The organism is Burkholderia anthina, from assembly GCF_902498995.1.
Classification (GTDB): domain Bacteria; phylum Pseudomonadota; class Gammaproteobacteria; order Burkholderiales; family Burkholderiaceae; genus Burkholderia; species Burkholderia anthina.
Genome location: NZ_CABVLY010000017.1, coordinates 18032 through 34719, shown reverse-complemented (window position 1 = coordinate 34719; position 16688 = coordinate 18032). Strand labels below are relative to the sequence as shown.

Genomic DNA, 16688 nt, shown 5'->3' with positions numbered 1-16688 from the left:
TTGATCGAACGTCCGAATCTGATATGTCCGAGCCGCTGCTTCCCGATGTCCCCGACGCGCACGACCTCGTCAGCGAACTGCTGCTGGGCATGCGCCTGAGCGGCGTGCAGTACCGCCGGATCCAGGTGCCGCGGCCGTTCGGGCTGAGCTTCGGCCATGCGCCGGGCCGCGCGCAGTTCCATTTCGTCGGGCGCGGACCGGTGCTGCTGCGCGACGCGGCCGGCACGACGGTGCAACTGGAGGCCGGCGACGCGATCCTGCTGCCGCACGGCCTCACGCATGCGCTGATGTCCGATCCGGATGCCGCGTGCCGCGAGATCGGCGGGTTCGAAGTCGCGAAGATCTGCGACACGGTCGCGTCGGTGGGCGCGACGTCGTGCGCGACGACGGAGCCGGGCGCCGGCGATGCGCTGATCTTCAGCGCGTGCATGGAGCTCGATCTCGGCGGCATGCAGCCGCTCGTCGGGACGATGCCGGCGTTCATGCACGTCGGCACGCTGCTCGCGCGCTACCCGGAAATCCGGCCGATGCTCGATGCGATGGAGCGCGAATCATGCTCCGCGCGCGCGGGCTTCGCGGGCATTCTCGCGCGGCTCGCGGACGTGGTCGCCGCGTTCATCGTGCGCGGCTGGGTCGAATGCGGCTGCGGCGACGCGACGGGCTGGGTACAGGCGCTGCGCGAACCGAAGCTCGGCCGCGCGATCGTCGCGCTGCATCGTGATCCAGGGCGAAACTGGAGCGTCGCGGAGCTGGCCGCCGCAGCCGGCGTGTCGCGCTCGGTGTTCGCCGAACGCTTTCTCTCGGCCACCGGGATGACGCCGGTGCGCTATCTGACCGAGCTGCGGATGCGGCTCGCCGCGCAGTGGATCGCACGCGACCGCGAAGCGATCGAGGCGGTCGCGTACCGGCTCGGCTACGGGTCGCTCGCCGCGTTCAGCCGCGCGTTCAAGCGCGTGGTCGGGCGGCCGCCGGGCGCGGTGCGCGCGGAAAGCGACGCGCACGCCGACGCGTAACGGGGCGCGCGCGACGCCTCCGCCGCGCTCAACGCGGCTTCGCACGCACGACGATCTGCGCCTGCGTGTCGCGTTCGATGCGTTCGAGCGACGCATGCAGCGCCGTGAAGTCGTCGGGCGCGCAGACCTGGCGGCCGAACGCCGCGTTCATCCGGCGGGTGATCTGCACGACGCGCGCGGCCGGATCGAACACATAATGCGACGTGAAATCGACGAAGCGGTCGTGCACGACCGTATCGGCCGGCAGGTCGGTCACCGCGACGTCGGCCGGCAGCGCGATCTGGCCGGTCTCGTCGAAAGCGCCGCCGATGCACACCCACGGCTGCGTGCGCGCGGGCTCGGTCAGCCAGCCTTCGACCTGCGTCGCGATCCCGCCCGTCAGGCTCGACAGCGCGGGCACGGCCGTGGTGCCGTCCGGCCACACCAGATGATCGAGCGTGCCGGTCATCGTCGCGTCGAACGGCCCCTGCGTCACGCGGCGATCGCTTGTCGCGATCTGCGCGCGGCCACGCAACCCGCTTTGCCGCACCCGCTCGTTCGCGAGCTGCCGGATGCGCTCGGGCGGCGCGCGGCGAAACAGCGTACGTTCGAGTTCCGCCGTCCAGCCGTCGTCCTCGGTGAGCGCGTGGAAACGCGCGGCACCCGGCTGCGCGGCATCGATCTCCAGCCGCGCGACGCGGCGGCGCGGCTGCGTGGCCGGCGTACGCGACAGCACGCCGGTATCGACGAGCAGCGCCGGACGATCCATCACGATCGGCGGCAGGTAGCCGAACGCGATGCCGCCTGTCGTCGTGTCCGCGTAGAGCCCGAGATCGGGCAGCCACGTGATCGCGTGATTGATCGCGCCGCCGCCGTAACCGGGCACCGACGGCAGCGTATAGACGGAACCGAGATTGATCAGCACCGGTTCGCTGCGGATCCCGACCGCCGCGAGCAACGCGCCGAACAGCGCGACGTGATCCTTGCAGTCGCCGTAGCGGTTGCGCAGGATGTCCGTCACGCGATGCGGCGCGGCGGCCGTTTCGCCGAGAAAGAGCGCGACGTAACGCACGTTCGCCTGCACCCAGTCGTACAGGATGCGCGCCTTGTCGCGAGGATCGGCGGCGTCGGCGGTAAGCGCGCGCGCCAGTTGCACGACGGCCGGATCGTCCGCGCCCGGATCGACGGCCGCGTCGCGGTAGCGCGCGGCGAACGCCGCGTAGTCGGGCAGCGTGGACACCACGAGCCGGTCGCCGTAGGTCGGGTAGCCGACCGCGCCGCTCTCGATCCGGTCGTACGGCCCGTGCCGGTAATCGAACGCGTAACGCGTGCGGCCGTTTTCGGTCACGGGCGGCAGCGCGACGTAGCCGCGCGCGTCCGCATGCAGCGGCATGTCGGCGGGCACGTCGAAGATCAGCCGCTGGCGCTCCACCGGCTCGCGCGACGGCTCGACGTAGTAGCCGAAGTAACCGGCGTTGACGCGCTTCGTGCGCGTCTTGCGAAACACGATGCGCGTGCTCGATCCGGCCTCGACGCCGGGAAACACGACGGTGCGCAGCAGCCCGTCCTGGAACGTCGGGGCGCCGGCCGAACGCGGCTCCTGCACGTCGCGGATGCCATCGGGGCCGACCGGATGCGCAACGCCGTCGCGATCGATCGTCTCGGCCGCGAGCAAATCGACCTTCTCCAGATTCTTGTCGAACCACACGTAGCGCTGCGCGATCGCATCGATCCCGTTCGCATCGTTCGCGCGCAGTGTCGAATCGTCGTGTTCGTCGAGCGATCCATCGCGCTGGAGCACGAATACGTGGACATCGCTCACGAGCGTCACCGGCGCGGCGTCGTCCGCCTCCGCGAAAACGGGCCGTGCAAGCGCCAGCACAACCGCAGCGAAGACGCCGGCGAGCGCGGCGGTGCGCGCCGGCACACGGCCGGGTAATCGGAGGAACGGGAAACGCACCACGTCGAAGCTCTCCGCGCGTTCGTGTTCGATCGGACGCGACGGGCAGGCATCGATGCAGGCCACACACGCACCCGCGCCGCCCTCGCCCATCGCTCGGACCAGTGTGGGTGACGTGCCCGCAAGCGTCAAGCCGCGCGGCAGCGGCCCGCGTCGCCATGAACGGGACGTGCAGGCCATCGCGCCGCGCGCCCTCCCCGCGGGCTGTCGCCGCTTCCTCGTCCGTACTCCGCGCGATCGCTTTTATATCATGTTGTGATATATAATTCAGACAGGCAAATCGCGCGTGCAACGTCGCCGAAACAGATGACGATCCGGTGAATCCGGCACGCCGACATGGGGAAGGAGACATCATGCTGATCAACAACGATTTCGAAATCGGTTATCTCGTGATCGCGTTCGCGCTGCTGGGCGTGATCCTGTTCGGCGCGCTGCTGACGGCGCTGCACCTCGAGCGCTGTCATCCGAAGCTGGTCGGCGCGGCGCTCGGCGCGCTGATCGGGATCGCGTTGATCGAAGCGATGCCGCTGCTCACGTGAATGCGGCCTGGCAATCGTTCGTCGGCCCCGATCCTGCCGCAACGTGCGCGTTGACGGCACGGGGTCGGAACGAACGGCGCCCGCGAAGGAGATCACGATGAAATCACCGCTCTGCATGACCTATCGCCAATGCGAGATCCGCGCGGGCGCGCTGGTCGACGCGGTAGCCGGAGAAGGGCTCGAACTCGGCGCGCTGTACCAGCCGCTCGCCGTCGTGTACTGGCGCGACGCCGGCGGCCGCCACGAGGCGCACCTGCTCGACCCGAAACACCACGTGTTCCGCAACGACTCGGATGCGGTCAGGATCTCGATCGCGCTGGCCAAGCGCTTCATCGATACGAAACTCGTCGGCACCTTCATGCCCGCGGGCTGACGTCCCGCCGCATACCGCGTCCTTACTCTGCAGGAGGCGACATGGAAAACGGTATCGTCCCCACCATCGTGCTGCTCGTGGTCCTCGTGTTCGCGGTGCTGTTCTTCGCGGAACGGCGCAGCCGCGACCGCACGCGCGACCGGCTGCTGCACCGGGCCGCGCGGCGCTCGCCGCGCTCGCATACGCATCATCACCCGTAAGCGCGCCGCGCAAAAAAAAATCGGCCGGCGGTGCGGCGTCGTTCGACGCGCGACCGCCGGCCTTCCAGTGGAGGTCCGGTTGTCGGGGCAGCCGTGCGCAATGCGCGCCTACATGCCCCACATCACGTGCCGGCCCTGTGCATGGGCCGCACGCATCATGTCCAGCAGCGGCCACGCGCGCTGCGCGAGCCCGCCGGCGTGCGGCGCCAGTTCGGTGCGCAGCCCGCGTGTCGAATGCTCGTGCGCGCTTTCCCGCGCCGCGTCATCCCTGATCGCCTGTTCGAGCCGGGCGATTGCCGCCGGTAATTCTTCGGTGGAAATCACGCCGCGAACAGCGAGCCCCTTCCCGACGAGCCCCAGCAGGTACTGCGCCAGATCGCGCAACATCACGATATCCGGCGCGGCGGATGACCGAAACGTAACCATCATCGTCATTTCCCCTTGTCGTGGCCGCCGCGAGACCGTGCGGCATCCGCCGCCGGTCGCGGCGAGGCCTGCCGGTCATCCTGCCGCGCCCGGTCGCCGCCCCGTTCTTCTGAACCGGACGTTCGCCCGGCACGATGCGCGCATCGCGCGGCCGGGTTCGTTTGCGGCGTAGAGGCCGGATGACACGAAGGCCTGCCTTCATTTTATATCACGTCGTGATGTATTCAAGCGTACGGCCCCGCAATGGCGGAGCCTCCGTGGCGAAATTGCCAACGGGCGCCGGGCGTCGCGCCCGACGCGGCGCTAACCGACGTTCACCGGCAGCAGCACCATCTGCCGCCCCTCGACATACAGCCGCGCCTGCAACTCGACCGGCGTCTGGTTATGCAGCCGCGCGGTAGGGAAGCTACCGCGCCGGAAGATCAGCTTGCTCGCGAAGCACACGCCGCTCGGATACGCATCGAGCGTCGACGACGCGAGGTACATGCATTCAACGACGGGGTTCATGCCGAACGCGATCCGGTACTCGGCTGCAATGTCGTTGCGGCGGCAGTGCGCGACGTCGTAGTCGATCGATTCGGCAATCGGGCGGCGCAGCCGTTCGAGATGCTCGCGTCCGTCGTACGCCTTCGCATCGACTTCCCCTGCCGCGCGAAAGATCACGTTGCGAAAGTGCCCCGGAAACAGCCGGTTGACCCACGGCAGCGCGTGCATGCGCGCGCCGCAATGCTTGCCGACGAGCAGCACGGCGGTGGGCCGCGCCGGATCGGGCCGGCCCGGCGCGCCCGCTTCGTCGACTTCCGGCGGCATGCCCGGGAACCATGCGTCCTCCCTGGCGAGCGGCGTGCGCGTGCACGCGTAGTGCCGGTTGGTCATGAAGGACAGCGCGATCACCGCGCTCGTCGCGAACACCGTGAGCCAGCCGACGGCCGTGAACGTCTCGATCAAAGCGGCCGCCGACGGCCCGGCGGCGCTTTCGACGCGTAAGCGAACGGCCGGCCGCGCCGGCGCCGCGGCGGCGAACTCGCGCCGCCCGCAAGCCGCCCGCCCGGGTCGCGCCGGGTCGAACGGCTGCCGCCGGATGCGCGATGCGATACCCCGCCGCCGGGCCGATTCCGCCATTCGCCGCAATCGAGGCCGAACCCGCCGAACGCAACGCGCAACCGCGTCCCGGTCGTGCGTCATTCCCCGCAATTCGAGTTTTGTGCGCGCGCAACAATGGCGATGCCTCGCGGCCGGCGCCATGCGGGGAGCGGGTTGCTCCACGCGACACCGGCCGCGGCGGTCTTTGAAAAACCACATCACGAGGACATACCATGCAACTCCAATCCCATCCGGCGTGCCGCCCGTTTTACGAAGCAGGTGAACTCACGCAACTGACTGCGTTCTACGAAGAAGGTCGCAATGTCATGTGGATGATGCTTCGATCGGAGCCGCGGCCGTGCTTCAACCAGCAACTCGTCACCGACATCATCCATCTCGCGCGCGTCGCACGCGACTCCGGCCTGCAGTTCGACTTCTGGGTGACGGGCTCGCTCGTGCCCGAGCTGTTCAACGTCGGCGGCGACCTGAGCTTCTTCGTCGACGCGATCCGCAGCGGCCGGCGCGATCAGCTGATGGCCTACGCGCGTTCGTGCATCGACGGCGTGTACGAGATCTACACGGGCTTCGGCACCGGGGCGATCTCGATCGCGATGGTCGAAGGCAGCGCGCTGGGCGGCGGCTTCGAGGCCGCGCTCGCGCATCACTACATCCTCGCGCAGAAGGGCGTGAAGCTCGGTTTTCCCGAGATCGCGTTCAACCTGTTCCCGGGCATGGGCGGCTATTCGCTGGTCGCGCGCAAGGCGAACCGCGGGCTCGCGGAATCGCTGATCTCGTCCGGCGAGGCGCACGTGGCCGAGTGGTACGCGGATCAGGGGCTGATCGACCAGACGTTCGAAGCCGGCGACGCGTACCTCGCGACGCGCACCTTCATCGACGTGACGAAGCCGAAGCTGAACGGCATTCGCGCGATGCTGCGCGCGCGCGAACGCGTGTTCCAGCTCACGCGCTCCGAGCTGATGGACATCACCGAGGAATGGGTTCACGCGGCGTTCACGATCGAGCCGAAGGATCTCGCGTACATGGAACGCCTGGTGATGCTGCAGAACCGGCGCGTGTCGAAGCTGCGCACGGTGTAACGCGAGCGAAACGCGCCGCCGCCGCGTGGCCGGCGGTGCGCCGCAACCGGACGCTCAGGCGATCAGTCTGAGCTTTCTCGTCTCCGCGAGCCATGCCTCGAAGGCCTGGGCCGGCATCGGTCGCGCAAAGTAGTAGCCCTGCGCGTGATCGACGTGGATCTGCTTCAGGAATTCGGCTTCCTCGTGCGTCTCGACGCCTTCGGCGACCACCGAGAAACTCAGCGCCTTCGCAAGCGACACGACGGAGCGCACCAGCGCCTGCGAGCGCGGATTGCGATCGATGCCGGTGATGAAGGTGCGGTCGAGCTTGATCGCATCGAGCGGCAGACGCGACAACTGCGACAGCGACGAATAGCCGGTGCCGAAATCGTCGAGATGGATCTCCGCGCCGAGCTGGCGGAATTCCTTCATCAGCTGATGCGCCGATTCCTCGTCCTCGATGAAGCTGCTTTCGGTGAGCTCGATGTCGAGCAGGCTTGGCTTCAGCCCCGCGCCGTCGAGAATCGACGCGAACTGATGGACGATGTTCATGTCCTGCAGCTGCCGCGCGGACACGTTCACCGCGATCCGCACGCCGAGCCCCTTCGCCCTCCACGCCGCGGCCTGCGCGGCCGCGGTGCGCATCACCCAGCGCCCGAGCGGCGCGATCAGCCCCGACTCCTCCGCGAAGCGGATGAACTCGATCGGCGCGACCAGCCCGCGCTCGGGCGACTGCCAGCGGATCAGCGCCTCGACGCCGCGCACGTCGCCGGTCGCGATATCGACGACCGGCTGGTAGTGCAGCACGAACTGCTCGTCCTCGAGCGCCTTGCGCAGGTTCGTGTCGAGCCACATGTACTTCGCGACCTTCTGGTTCATCTCCTGCGAGAACACGCGGTACGTGTGCTTGCCCTCTTCCTTCGCGACGTACATCGCGGTGTCGGCGCTGCGGATCAGCGTCTCGAGCGAATCGCCGTGCTGCGGATGCAGCGCGATGCCGATCGAGCAGCTCGTGTACACCTCCATCAGCCCGAGGTGGATCGGCGTGCGCAGCCGCTCGAGGATGATCTGCGCGGTCGCTTCGAGCAGCGGCCGCGTGCCGTGCTCGAACAGCACCAGGAATTCGTCGCCGCCGAGCCGCGCGAGCGTCGCGCCGGACGGCAGGCAGCCGCTGATGATCGCGGATACGTCCTGCAGCAGACGGTCGCCGGTGATGTGGCCGTAGTGATCGTTGACGCGCTTGAAGTTGTCGAGATCGAGGAACAGGATGCCGACCTGCCCGCGCATGTCGGTGCGGTCCATCGCGAGCGCCCCGCGGATGCGCTCGTTGATCGCATGCCGGTTCGGCAGACCGGTCAGCACGTCGGTGTTCGCGAGTTCGCTGAGGCGCTGCTGCGCGTTGCGCTCCTCGGTGATGTCGATGCCCGAGCAGATCAGGAACTGCTCGTCGACGCCGCTGCCGCTCTGCACGAACTTGTTGCGGAACTGGAACAGGCGCGGCCCGCTGACCGTGTTGATGTAACGCTCGACCGCGAACGAATGGTTGCTCGCGAAGAAGCCGGCGATGTTGTGGCGCGACTGTTCGCCCTGCTCGGGGCTCATGAACAATTCGAATGCGCTGCGGCCGACCACGTCGACCTCGCGCTTGCCCGTCACTTCCTCGCACAGGCGGTTGAAGCGCTGCACCATCCCGTTGCGGTCGAGAATCACGACGAGCGAATTCACTTCGGACACGACCTGCTCGGCGAACGCGAGCCCGTTCGCGAGATCGCTCGCGACGGACGCGGTATCGGAATAGGCGGAGGCCGTGCCGGCCCAGTCTTTCGTATCGACCTTCCGGCCGACCAGATGGAGGCTGATCGGCGTGCCGAACAGTACGATGTCGAGCACGAGGTGCGACGTGACGCCGGTCAGCACGCGCACCCGCGCAGCCTGCTCGGCGGTGAGCGCGACCGCGACGTCGGTCATGCCGCGAACCGCAGCCAGTTCGAGTGCATTGCTGTCGCTGCCGAGACGCCAGCAGGGGCTGCGCGTACCGACATGCGCCTCGAGCACCGCGCTATCGTTTTCGTCATCCATGGACACGCCCCGATCCAGAAAAAACGCACAGTGTAGACGGAGGCGAGACGGCCGCCCCGGATCCCTGGCCGCGCAACGCGCGTGCCCGGCAAGGCAGCCGTGATGGCCGCGACAGCGGTCCTCGTTCCGTGTTTGTTTCCAACTAATGCGACCCGGCGTTCGCGCTCGACGCGCGCAGGTTTTCCAAACGAATGATGAGACCCATCTTATCAAATGACAGTGAAGATTGGCACTCACATTTGGAACAGGGTGTCAAGGAATCGGGACTCGGTTGGCAACGCGGATTTTTCGTGCTCGGCAATACCGCGCAGGCCGGTTCAGCGGGCCCGGGCGGGGCCCGCTGAACCGGCCGGAAGCCAGGCTGGAAAAGGATTTGCGACGAATCAACGACGATCGAAACCGATACGCGGCAATTGCACGCCAGCGGGGTCGAATCGCATTGCAGCAATCGCGGAAATGGCATTTTCCTTTCCGTTTGCGCGGGAATCCACGTCTTTATTCCCATACCCGTTGCAATACCGCACCGGTCTTTTCACACGAATATATCGTCCGCGCGTGTCGCCCGGCTCAGCTGGCCGCGCCGTAGCCGCCACCCCCCGGCGTTTCGACCACGAACACGTCGCCCGCCGCCATCTGCGCGCGGCCGATGTGGTCGAGCGTCTCGACCGTGCCGTCCGCCCGCTCGATCGTGTTGCGGCCGAGCGCGCCCGCATCGCCGCCCGCCGCGCCGAACGGCGCATGGATCCGGTTGTTCGACAGGATCGACGCGGTCATCGGTTCGAGGAAGCGGATCCGCCGCACCGCGCCGTCGCCGCCGCGCCAGCGCCCGCCGCCGCCCGACCCCGCGCGCAGCCGGTGCGAGTCGAGCCGCACCGGGTAACGCCATTCGAGCACTTCCGGATCGGTCAGCCGCGAGTTCGTCATGTGCGTCTGCACCGCGCCGACGCCCGCGAAGCCGTTGCCCGCGCCGCTGCCGCCGGCGATCGTCTCGTAGTACTGGTATTGATCGTTGCCGAACGTGAAGTTGTTCATCGTGCCCTGGCTCGATGCGACGCAGCCGAGCGCGCCATACAGCGCATTGGTGATCGCCGACGACGTCTCCACATTGCCCGACACGACCGCGGCCGGATACTCGGGATTGAGCATCGAGCGCGCGGGCACGATCACCGTCAGCGGCTTCAGGCAGCCGGCGTTCAGCGGGATGTCGTCGCCGACCAGCGTGCGGAACACGTACAGCACGGCGGCCATGCAGACGGCCTTCGGCGCGTTGAAGTTGTTGTCGAGCTGCGCGGACGTGCCGGTGAAATCGATCTCCGCCCGCCGCGCCGCGCGATCGACGCGGATCGCGACGCGAATCTCCGCGCCGTTGTCGAGCGGATAGCGGTACGCACCGTCCTGCAGCGCGCCGATCACGCGGCGCACCGCTTCTTCCGCGTTGTCCTGCACGTGCCCCATGAACGCGAGCACGACGTCGCGGCCGAACTGCGCGACCATCCGCCGCAACTCGTCGACGCCCTTCTGGTTCGCGGCGATCTGCGCACGCAGGTCGGCCATGTTCTGCTCGACGTTGCGCGCCGGGTAGCGGCCCGATGCGAGCAGCGCGCGCGTGTCGGCGTCGCGCAGCGCGCCGGCCGACACGAGCTGCCAGTTGTCGATCAGCACGCCCTCTTCGTCGATGTGCCGCGAATCGGGCGGCATCGAGCCCGGCGTCGTGCCGCCGATGTCCGCGTGGTGGCCGCGCGAGCCGACGTAGAAGAGCGGCGTGTCGGCGCCGTCGGCGAACACCGGCGTGATGACGGTCACGTCCGGCAGGTGCGTGCCGCCGTGATACGGATCGTTCAGCATGAACACGTCGCCGTCGCGCATGCGGCCGCGATTGCGCTCGATCACCGTGCGGATGCTCTCGCCCATCGAGCCCAGATGCACCGGCATGTGCGGCGCGTTCGCGATCAGGTTGCCGGCACCGTCGAAGATCGCGCACGAGAAGTCGAGCCGTTCCTTGATGTTCACCGAGTACGCGGTGTTCTGCAGCCGCAGCCCCATCTGCTCGGCGATCGACATGAACAGGTTGTTGAAGATCTCGAGCCGCACCGGATCGGCGTCGGTCCCGAGCGAGCGGCGTGTCGGCAGCGACGTCGTGCGCGTGAGCACGAGGTTGCCCTGTGCGGTCATCCGCGCGCGCCAGCCGGGTTCGACGACGGTCGTGCCGTTCTGCTCGGCGACGATCGCCGGCCCGTCGATCGCGTCGCCGGCGAGCAGCGTGTCGCGCACGTAGAGCGCCGCGTCGTGCCACTGGCCGCCGGAATGGAAACGCACGGCCGACTCGGCGGCCGGCGCGGCGGCATCGCCTTCGCCGCGGGGCGCGAGCGGTGCGATTTCGACTGGCGCGTCGGAACGGCCGATCGCCTCGACCGATGCCAGCTCAACCACCAGCGGCGTGTCGGGCATCAGGAACGCGTAGCGCTGCCGATACGCGGCTTCGAACGCCTGCTGCATCGCGGCGACGCTGCCGGCCGGCACGTCGAGCGCGGAATCGGTGCCCTGGTAGCGCAGGTGCACGCGCCGCTCGGTCACGATCCGCTCCGGCGGCACGTGCTGTTCGAGCAGCGCGCCGACCGCCTCGTCGGCCAGCCGGTCGAGCGCCGCGTTCAACGCCGGCAGCGACGCGTCGGACAGCACGGCTTCCACCGCGCGCTCGCGCATCGCCGTCTGGTCGGCCAACCCCATCCCGTACGCGGACAACACGCCCGCCAGCGGATGCGCGAACACCTGCGTCATCCCGAGCGCGTCGGCCACGCCGCACGCGTGCTGGCCGCCCGCGCCGCCGAACGTCGTCAGCACGTAGCGCGACACGTCGTGGCCGCGCTGCACCGAGATCTTCTTGATCGCGTTCGCCATGCTGCCGATCGCGATTTCCAGGAACCCTTCGGCCAGCGCCTCGGGCGTGTCGCGCCGCCCGGTCGCCGCGTGGATCTCGTCGGCGAGCGCCGCGAACTTCGCGACCACGCCGTCGCGATCGAGCGGTTGATCCGCGTGCGGGCCGAACACGCGCGGAAAATGATCGGGCTGGATCTTGCCGAGCATCACGTTGCAGTCGGTCACCGTCAACGGGCCGCCGCGCCGGTACGCGGCCGGCCCCGGGTTCGCGCCGGCCGATTCGGGCCCGACGCGCAGCCGCGCGCCGTCGAAGCCGAGCACCGAGCCGCCGCCGGCCGCGACCGTGTGGATGCTCATCATCGGCGCGCGCATCCGCACGCCGGCCACCTGCGTCTCGAACACGCGCTCGAACTCGCCGTTGTAGTGCGACACGTCGGTCGACGTGCCGCCCATGTCGAAGCCGATCACCCGGTCGAAGCCGGCCGCGCGCGCGGCGCGCACCATCCCGACGATGCCGCCGGCCGGCCCGGACAGGATCGCGTCCTTTCCCTGGAACGCGTCGGCGCGCGTGAGGCCGCCGCTGCTCTGCATGAACTGCAGGTTCACGCCGGGCATCTCGTGCGCGACCTGCTCGACGTAGCGGCGCAGGATCGGCGACAGGTACGCGTCGACCACGGTCGTGTCGCCGCGCGGCACCATCTTCATCAGCGGCGACACCTCGTGCGACACGGACACCTGCGTGAAGCCGATCCGGCGCGCGAGCGCCGCCAGCATCCGTTCGTGCGCGGTGTAGCGATAGCCGTGGATCAGCACGATCGCGAGCGCCTGCACGCCCGAATCGAACACGCGACGCAGCGCCGCTTCGGCCTCCTGCACATCGAGCGGCACGACGACGTCGCCCTGCGCGCCGACCCGCTCGTCGATCTCGACGACCGTCTCGTACAGCGCATCGGGCAGCACGATGTCGAGATCGAACAGGCGCGGCCGGTTCTGGTATGCGATGCGCAGCACGTCGCGAAAGCCGCGCGTCGTCGCGAGCGCGGTGCGTTCGCCCTTGCGTTCGAGCAGCGCGTTGGTCGCGACCGTCGTGCCCATCTTCACCATGTCGACGCGCGCGGGCGTGATCGGCTCGCCGTCGGCGAGGCCGAGCAGGTGGCGGATGCCGGCCACGGCCGCATCGCGATATTGCTCGGGGTTGTCCGACAGCAGCTTGTGCGTGACGAGCGCGCCGTCGGGCCGGCGCGCGACGATGTCGGTAAACGTGCCGCCGCGGTCGATCCAGAATTGCCAGCGGGCGGCGTCGGAGGAAACGGGGAAAGTGTGTCGGTCAGTCATGGCGATGAAGTCGATGCGTCGTTGAATTCAGGGCGAGCGCCGCCGCACGGCGCGCGTCGCGCGCCGCGTGACGGCTTCGATGAAAAGGGTGTGAAAAGCGGCGGGCGAGCGCCCGCTCAGGCGGCGTCGAGTTCGCGGCCGCGCGTCTCGGGCAGCGTCAGCGCGGCGACGATCACCACGCCGTAGGCGGCGACGGCGAAGATCCCGATGCTCATGCCGAGCCCGTACTGCTTCGACAGCGCGCCGATCAGGAACGGAAACAGTGCGCCGATCGCGCGGCCCACGTTGTAGCAGAAGCCCTGGCCGGAGCCGCGTACGCGGGTCGGAAACAGCTCGGTCAGGAACGCGCCCATCCCGGAGAAGATGCCCGATGCGAAAAACCCGAGCGGGAAGCCGAGCCACAGCATCGACGCGTTGGTCAGGTTCAGCGACGTGTACGCGAACGCGATCACCATCGAGCCGAGCGCGAACAGGATGAAGTTCGGCTTGCGGCCGAGGCGGTCGGTCAGGTACGCGCTCGCCAGGTAACCGACCCACGAGCCGAAGATGATCATCGCGAGATAACCGCCGGTGCCCATCACGGTCAGGTGCCGTTCGGTCTTCAGGAAAGTCGGCAGCCACGTCGTGATCGCGTAATAGCCGCCTTGCGCGCCGGTCGTCAGCAGCGCCGCGCGCAGCGTCGTCGTGATCAGCTTCGGCGCGAAGATTTCGGTGAGGCGCGGCGCGTCGGCCACTTTCGCCTGCGCGGCCTTTTCCTTCTCGAAGACGTCGGGCTCCTTCACGTAGCGGCGAATCACGACCACCAGCAGCGCCGGCGCGAGGCCGATGAGGAACAGCCCCCGCCACGCCTGTTCGGCCGGCAACACCGAGAACAGCACCGCGTACAGCACCGCCGACAGCCCCCAGCCGATCGCCCAGCCCGACTGCACGAGCCCGACCGCCTTGCCGCGATCCCGCGCGCGGATCACTTCGCCGATCAGCACCGCGCCGGCCGTCCATTCGCCGCCGAAGCCGAAGCCCATCAGCGCGCGCGCCGCGAGCAGCTGGTGATAGTTCTGCGCGAGCCCGCACAGCGCGGTGAACACGGCGAACCACAGCACGGTCAGTTGCAGCGTGCGCACGCGGCCGATCCGGTCGGACAGGATGCCCGCGATCCAGCCGCCCAGCGCCGATGCGAGCAGCGTCATCGTGCCGATGAAGCCGGCGTCCGCGAGCGAGATGCCCCAGGTCGCGACGAGCGTCGGGATCACGAACGACAGCATCTGCGTGTCCATCCCGTCGAGCATGTAGCCGAACTTGCAGCTCCAGAACGCGCTGCGCTCGCGCGGCTTCGCGTCCGCGTACCAGCCGAACATCCCGTTGCGCGCGGGGCCCGCGGGGTCGGCGGCGGGCGCCGCGAGGGTCTTGCTTTCCATGGTGAGGCTCCTGTCGATATGCCTGTCGATATGCGCGGTCAAAACCGGTTCGTGTCGTCTCGTGCATGCCCGTGTGCCGGGCTCGCGGCCCGCGGGCCACGGATGCGCGCCGCCCTCCGGCCGGGCGGATCGTCTGCGGTCGCGGCACGCTGCCGCGACGGGGCCGGACCGGCGAGCGCGCAGGCTGCCGGCGTCTCGGGTCAGAACACGGCCAGCGACGCGTTCGTGATGTCGGTCACCAGCATGTAGCCGGGCGTATGCGCGATCGCGAGCGGCAGCTTCGCTTCCATCAGCGCGGTTTGCGGCGTCACGCCGCACGCCCAGAACACCGGCAGCTCGCCGTCGCGCACCGTCACCGCATCGCCGAAATCGGGCGCGCCGAGATCGGCGATGCCGAGTGCTTCAGGATGGCCGATATGGATCGGCGCGCCGTGCACGCCCGGAAACCGGCTCGTGATCTGCACCGCGCGGATCGCATCGGCGCCGCGCAGCGGCCGCATCGACACGACCAGCTGGCCGCCGAAGATCCCCGCGCGGCGGTTCGGGATCGTCGTACGGTACATCGGCACGTTGCGGCCCTCCTCGATGTGGCGCAGCCCGATGCCTTCACGCGCCAGCATGTCCTCGAACGAGAACGAGCAGCCGATCGCGAACACGACGAAATCGTCGCGCCACAGCGCTTCGAGCGATTCGACGCGCCCGGTCAGCCGGCCGTCGCGGTACACGTTGTAGCTCGGCACGTCGGTGCGGATGTCGAGATCCTCGCCGAGCACGTCGAGCCGGAACGCGCCCGGTTCGCCGACGCCCAGCAGCGGGCACGCTTTCGGATTCGCCTGACAGAAGCGCAGGAAATCGTGCGCGTACGCATTCGGCAGGATCGCGAGATTCGCTTGCGCGAACGGGCCGCACTGGCCGGCGGTCGGGTTGCGGAATGTACCGTTGCGCACGGACTGGCGGAATTCGGAAGGCGTCATGGTGTTCGTCGGCGGATCGGAGGGCGTCGGGCTGACGGTGTTGCGTCAGCGGATACGGCGAAGAATAGAAAAGAAAAAAATTTGTCGCCAACGAGTTTTTTTGCGCCGCGCGTATAGAATTTCTTAACGAATCTCCGGGTTTTCCCCGGTCCCGTTCACTTTTCTTCACCGGCAAGCTGCGCGTGCCCGATCCGTTCCACCGCCATGAACACGCGTTTTCTCGAAACTTTCGTCACGCTCGCGAAGCTGCGCAACTTCCGCACGACGGCCGCCGCGCTGCACGCGACGCCGGCCGCGATCTCGCAACGCCTGAAGGCGCTCGAGGACGAATTGCACACCGTGCTCGTCGATCGCGACAGCCGCGAATTCCGGCTCACGCCGAACGGCGAATACCTGCTCGGCTATGCGAAGGCCGTCGTCGAGGCGACGCAGGAGCTGCAGGCCGCCGCGGCCGGCGAAAGCGCGCTGCGCGGCAAGCTGCGGCTCGGCGTGATCGAGACGGTCGTGCACAGCTGGCTGCCGCACTATCTGCGCCGCCTCGCGGCCGACTATCCGCAACTGGAAATCGACCTGACCGTCGACGTCAGCGTCGTGCTGCAGCGCCGGCTGATGGCCGGCGAGCTCGATTTGATCATTCGCGTGGAAGGCAGCGACGAGGCGTCGGTCGTCTGCGACGCGCTCGCGAACTATCCGGTGCGCTGGATCGCGCGCACGGGGCTGCTGCCGAACGCGCGCACCGGCCTCGCGCGGCAGGTGCTGCGCCAGCCGATCCTGACCTACGGGCGCGGCACCGCGCCCCACCGCGCGCTCGAGGACATCGTGCGCACGCTCGCGCACGCGCATGGCGTGCCGCTGTCGGAGACGCGCATCACCGGCTCGCCGTCGATCTCGGTGATCGTGCAGCTGGTGCGCGACGGCTTCGGCGTCGCCGCGATTCCGGTGCTGTTCGTCGATGCGCTGATCGAAAGCGGCGAAGTCGTCGAGCTGCCGCTGCAACCGTCGCCGCCGTCGATCGTCGTGTCGATGTCGCGCCGCGCCGACGCGCCGAAGTTCGTGCACGGCGCGTCGATCGCCGCGCGCGCCGCGTGTCACGAGTATTGCGGGAAGAGCAACCGGTTGCTGGTCGAAGCGCTTTGATGCGCGGGATGCTGCATCAACTGCCGCAGCGCTGCCTCCGATTCCCAGTAGTAGACGTTCTGGATCAGTCCCGCCTCGGCGTTCTCCCACGTCTCCTCGCCGAGATAGCCGGGCGTCGCGCGCGCCATGTCCGCGATCCGCCGATCGAGGCGATGGAATTCGTCGTCGTATTGCCCGGCGCGGAAAATGAAGGTCGATGCATCCATGCGCGCTCCGTCGGAG

The 16688-nt window shown here is 68.5% G+C and carries 12 protein-coding genes and 2 pseudogenes; 6 read left to right on the top strand and 8 right to left on the bottom strand.

Annotated elements, in window-relative coordinates:
• Positions 1-23: 23 nt before the first annotated feature.
• Entirely contained in the window at positions 24-1013 is a 990-nt protein-coding gene (locus BME24068_RS21120) for an AraC family transcriptional regulator (RefSeq protein ID WP_174927247.1), read from the top strand.
• Between the two features lie 28 nt (positions 1014-1041).
• Here the strand turns inward: BME24068_RS21120 and BME24068_RS21115 are convergent, their stop codons facing one another.
• Complete coding sequence (locus tag BME24068_RS21115) at positions 1042-2955, bottom strand: DUF3857 domain-containing transglutaminase family protein (protein WP_174927321.1); 1914 nt, start codon at positions 2953-2955, stop codon at positions 1042-1044.
• 350 nt (positions 2956-3305) lie between these two features.
• On the opposite strand from BME24068_RS21115, the gene BME24068_RS21110 reads away from it, so the two are divergent.
• The 3 genes from BME24068_RS21110 (at position 3306) to BME24068_RS21100 (ending at position 4064) form a co-directional block, all read left to right on the top strand.
• On the top strand, positions 3306-3491 hold the full coding sequence (locus tag BME24068_RS21110) for a hypothetical protein (protein ID WP_096500306.1): 186 nt from the start codon (positions 3306-3308) through the stop codon (positions 3489-3491).
• Between the two features lie 97 nt (positions 3492-3588).
• On the top strand, positions 3589-3864 hold the full coding sequence (locus tag BME24068_RS21105; protein WP_096500308.1) for a hypothetical protein: 276 nt from the start codon (positions 3589-3591) through the stop codon (positions 3862-3864).
• A gap of 41 nt (positions 3865-3905) precedes the next feature.
• Positions 3906-4064 carry a hypothetical protein gene (locus BME24068_RS21100; protein ID WP_172441868.1) on the top strand — a complete coding sequence of 53 codons (159 nt, stop codon included), beginning with the start codon at positions 3906-3908 and terminating at the stop codon, positions 4062-4064.
• 108 nt (positions 4065-4172) lie between these two features.
• On the opposite strand, the gene BME24068_RS21095 is transcribed toward BME24068_RS21100, so the two are convergent.
• Together BME24068_RS21095 and BME24068_RS21090 are read right to left on the bottom strand one after the other, a co-directional pair.
• Entirely contained in the window at positions 4173-4493 is a 321-nt protein-coding gene (locus BME24068_RS21095) for a DUF1840 domain-containing protein (RefSeq protein ID WP_096500543.1), read from the bottom strand.
• 300 nt (positions 4494-4793) lie between these two features.
• Positions 4794-5438: pseudogene (locus BME24068_RS21090) on the bottom strand (amino acid transporter); the annotation flags it as partial.
• 368 nt (positions 5439-5806) lie between these two features.
• Here BME24068_RS21090 and BME24068_RS21085 point away from each other — a divergent pair.
• Positions 5807-6670: a crotonase/enoyl-CoA hydratase family protein gene (locus BME24068_RS21085; RefSeq protein WP_096500310.1), complete on the top strand. Its 864-nt coding sequence runs from the start codon at positions 5807-5809 to the stop codon at positions 6668-6670.
• A gap of 54 nt (positions 6671-6724) precedes the next feature.
• On the opposite strand, the gene pdeR is transcribed toward BME24068_RS21085, so the two are convergent.
• From pdeR to BME24068_RS21065, 4 genes are all read right to left on the bottom strand, one after another.
• Positions 6725-8728 carry a cyclic di-GMP phosphodiesterase gene (gene pdeR / locus BME24068_RS21080; protein ID WP_174927246.1) on the bottom strand — a complete coding sequence of 668 codons (2004 nt, stop codon included), beginning with the start codon at positions 8726-8728 and terminating at the stop codon, positions 6725-6727.
• A gap of 567 nt (positions 8729-9295) precedes the next feature.
• A complete protein-coding gene (locus tag BME24068_RS21075) occupies positions 9296-12940 on the bottom strand; it encodes a hydantoinase B/oxoprolinase family protein (RefSeq protein ID WP_174927245.1) in 3645 nt (1214 codons plus the stop codon).
• Between the two features lie 116 nt (positions 12941-13056).
• Positions 13057-14355 carry an MFS transporter gene (locus BME24068_RS21070; RefSeq protein ID WP_174927244.1) on the bottom strand — a complete coding sequence of 433 codons (1299 nt, stop codon included), beginning with the start codon at positions 14353-14355 and terminating at the stop codon, positions 13057-13059.
• Between the two features lie 200 nt (positions 14356-14555).
• Positions 14556-15329, bottom strand: a complete 774-nt coding sequence (locus BME24068_RS21065; RefSeq protein ID WP_174927243.1) for a putative hydro-lyase — start codon at positions 15327-15329, stop codon at positions 14556-14558.
• 204 nt (positions 15330-15533) lie between these two features.
• Between BME24068_RS21065 and BME24068_RS21060 the strand changes: the two genes are divergently transcribed.
• On the top strand, positions 15534-16466 hold the full coding sequence (locus BME24068_RS21060) for a LysR family transcriptional regulator (RefSeq protein WP_096500320.1): 933 nt from the start codon (positions 15534-15536) through the stop codon (positions 16464-16466).
• Here the strand turns inward: BME24068_RS21060 and BME24068_RS21055 are convergent.
• Positions 16457-16672 (bottom strand): annotated as a pseudogene (locus tag BME24068_RS21055) (antibiotic biosynthesis monooxygenase family protein); the annotation flags it as partial. The gene BME24068_RS21060 and the pseudogene BME24068_RS21055 sit on opposite strands and share 10 nt — an antisense overlap.
• Between the last annotated feature and the right edge of the window lie 16 nt (positions 16673-16688).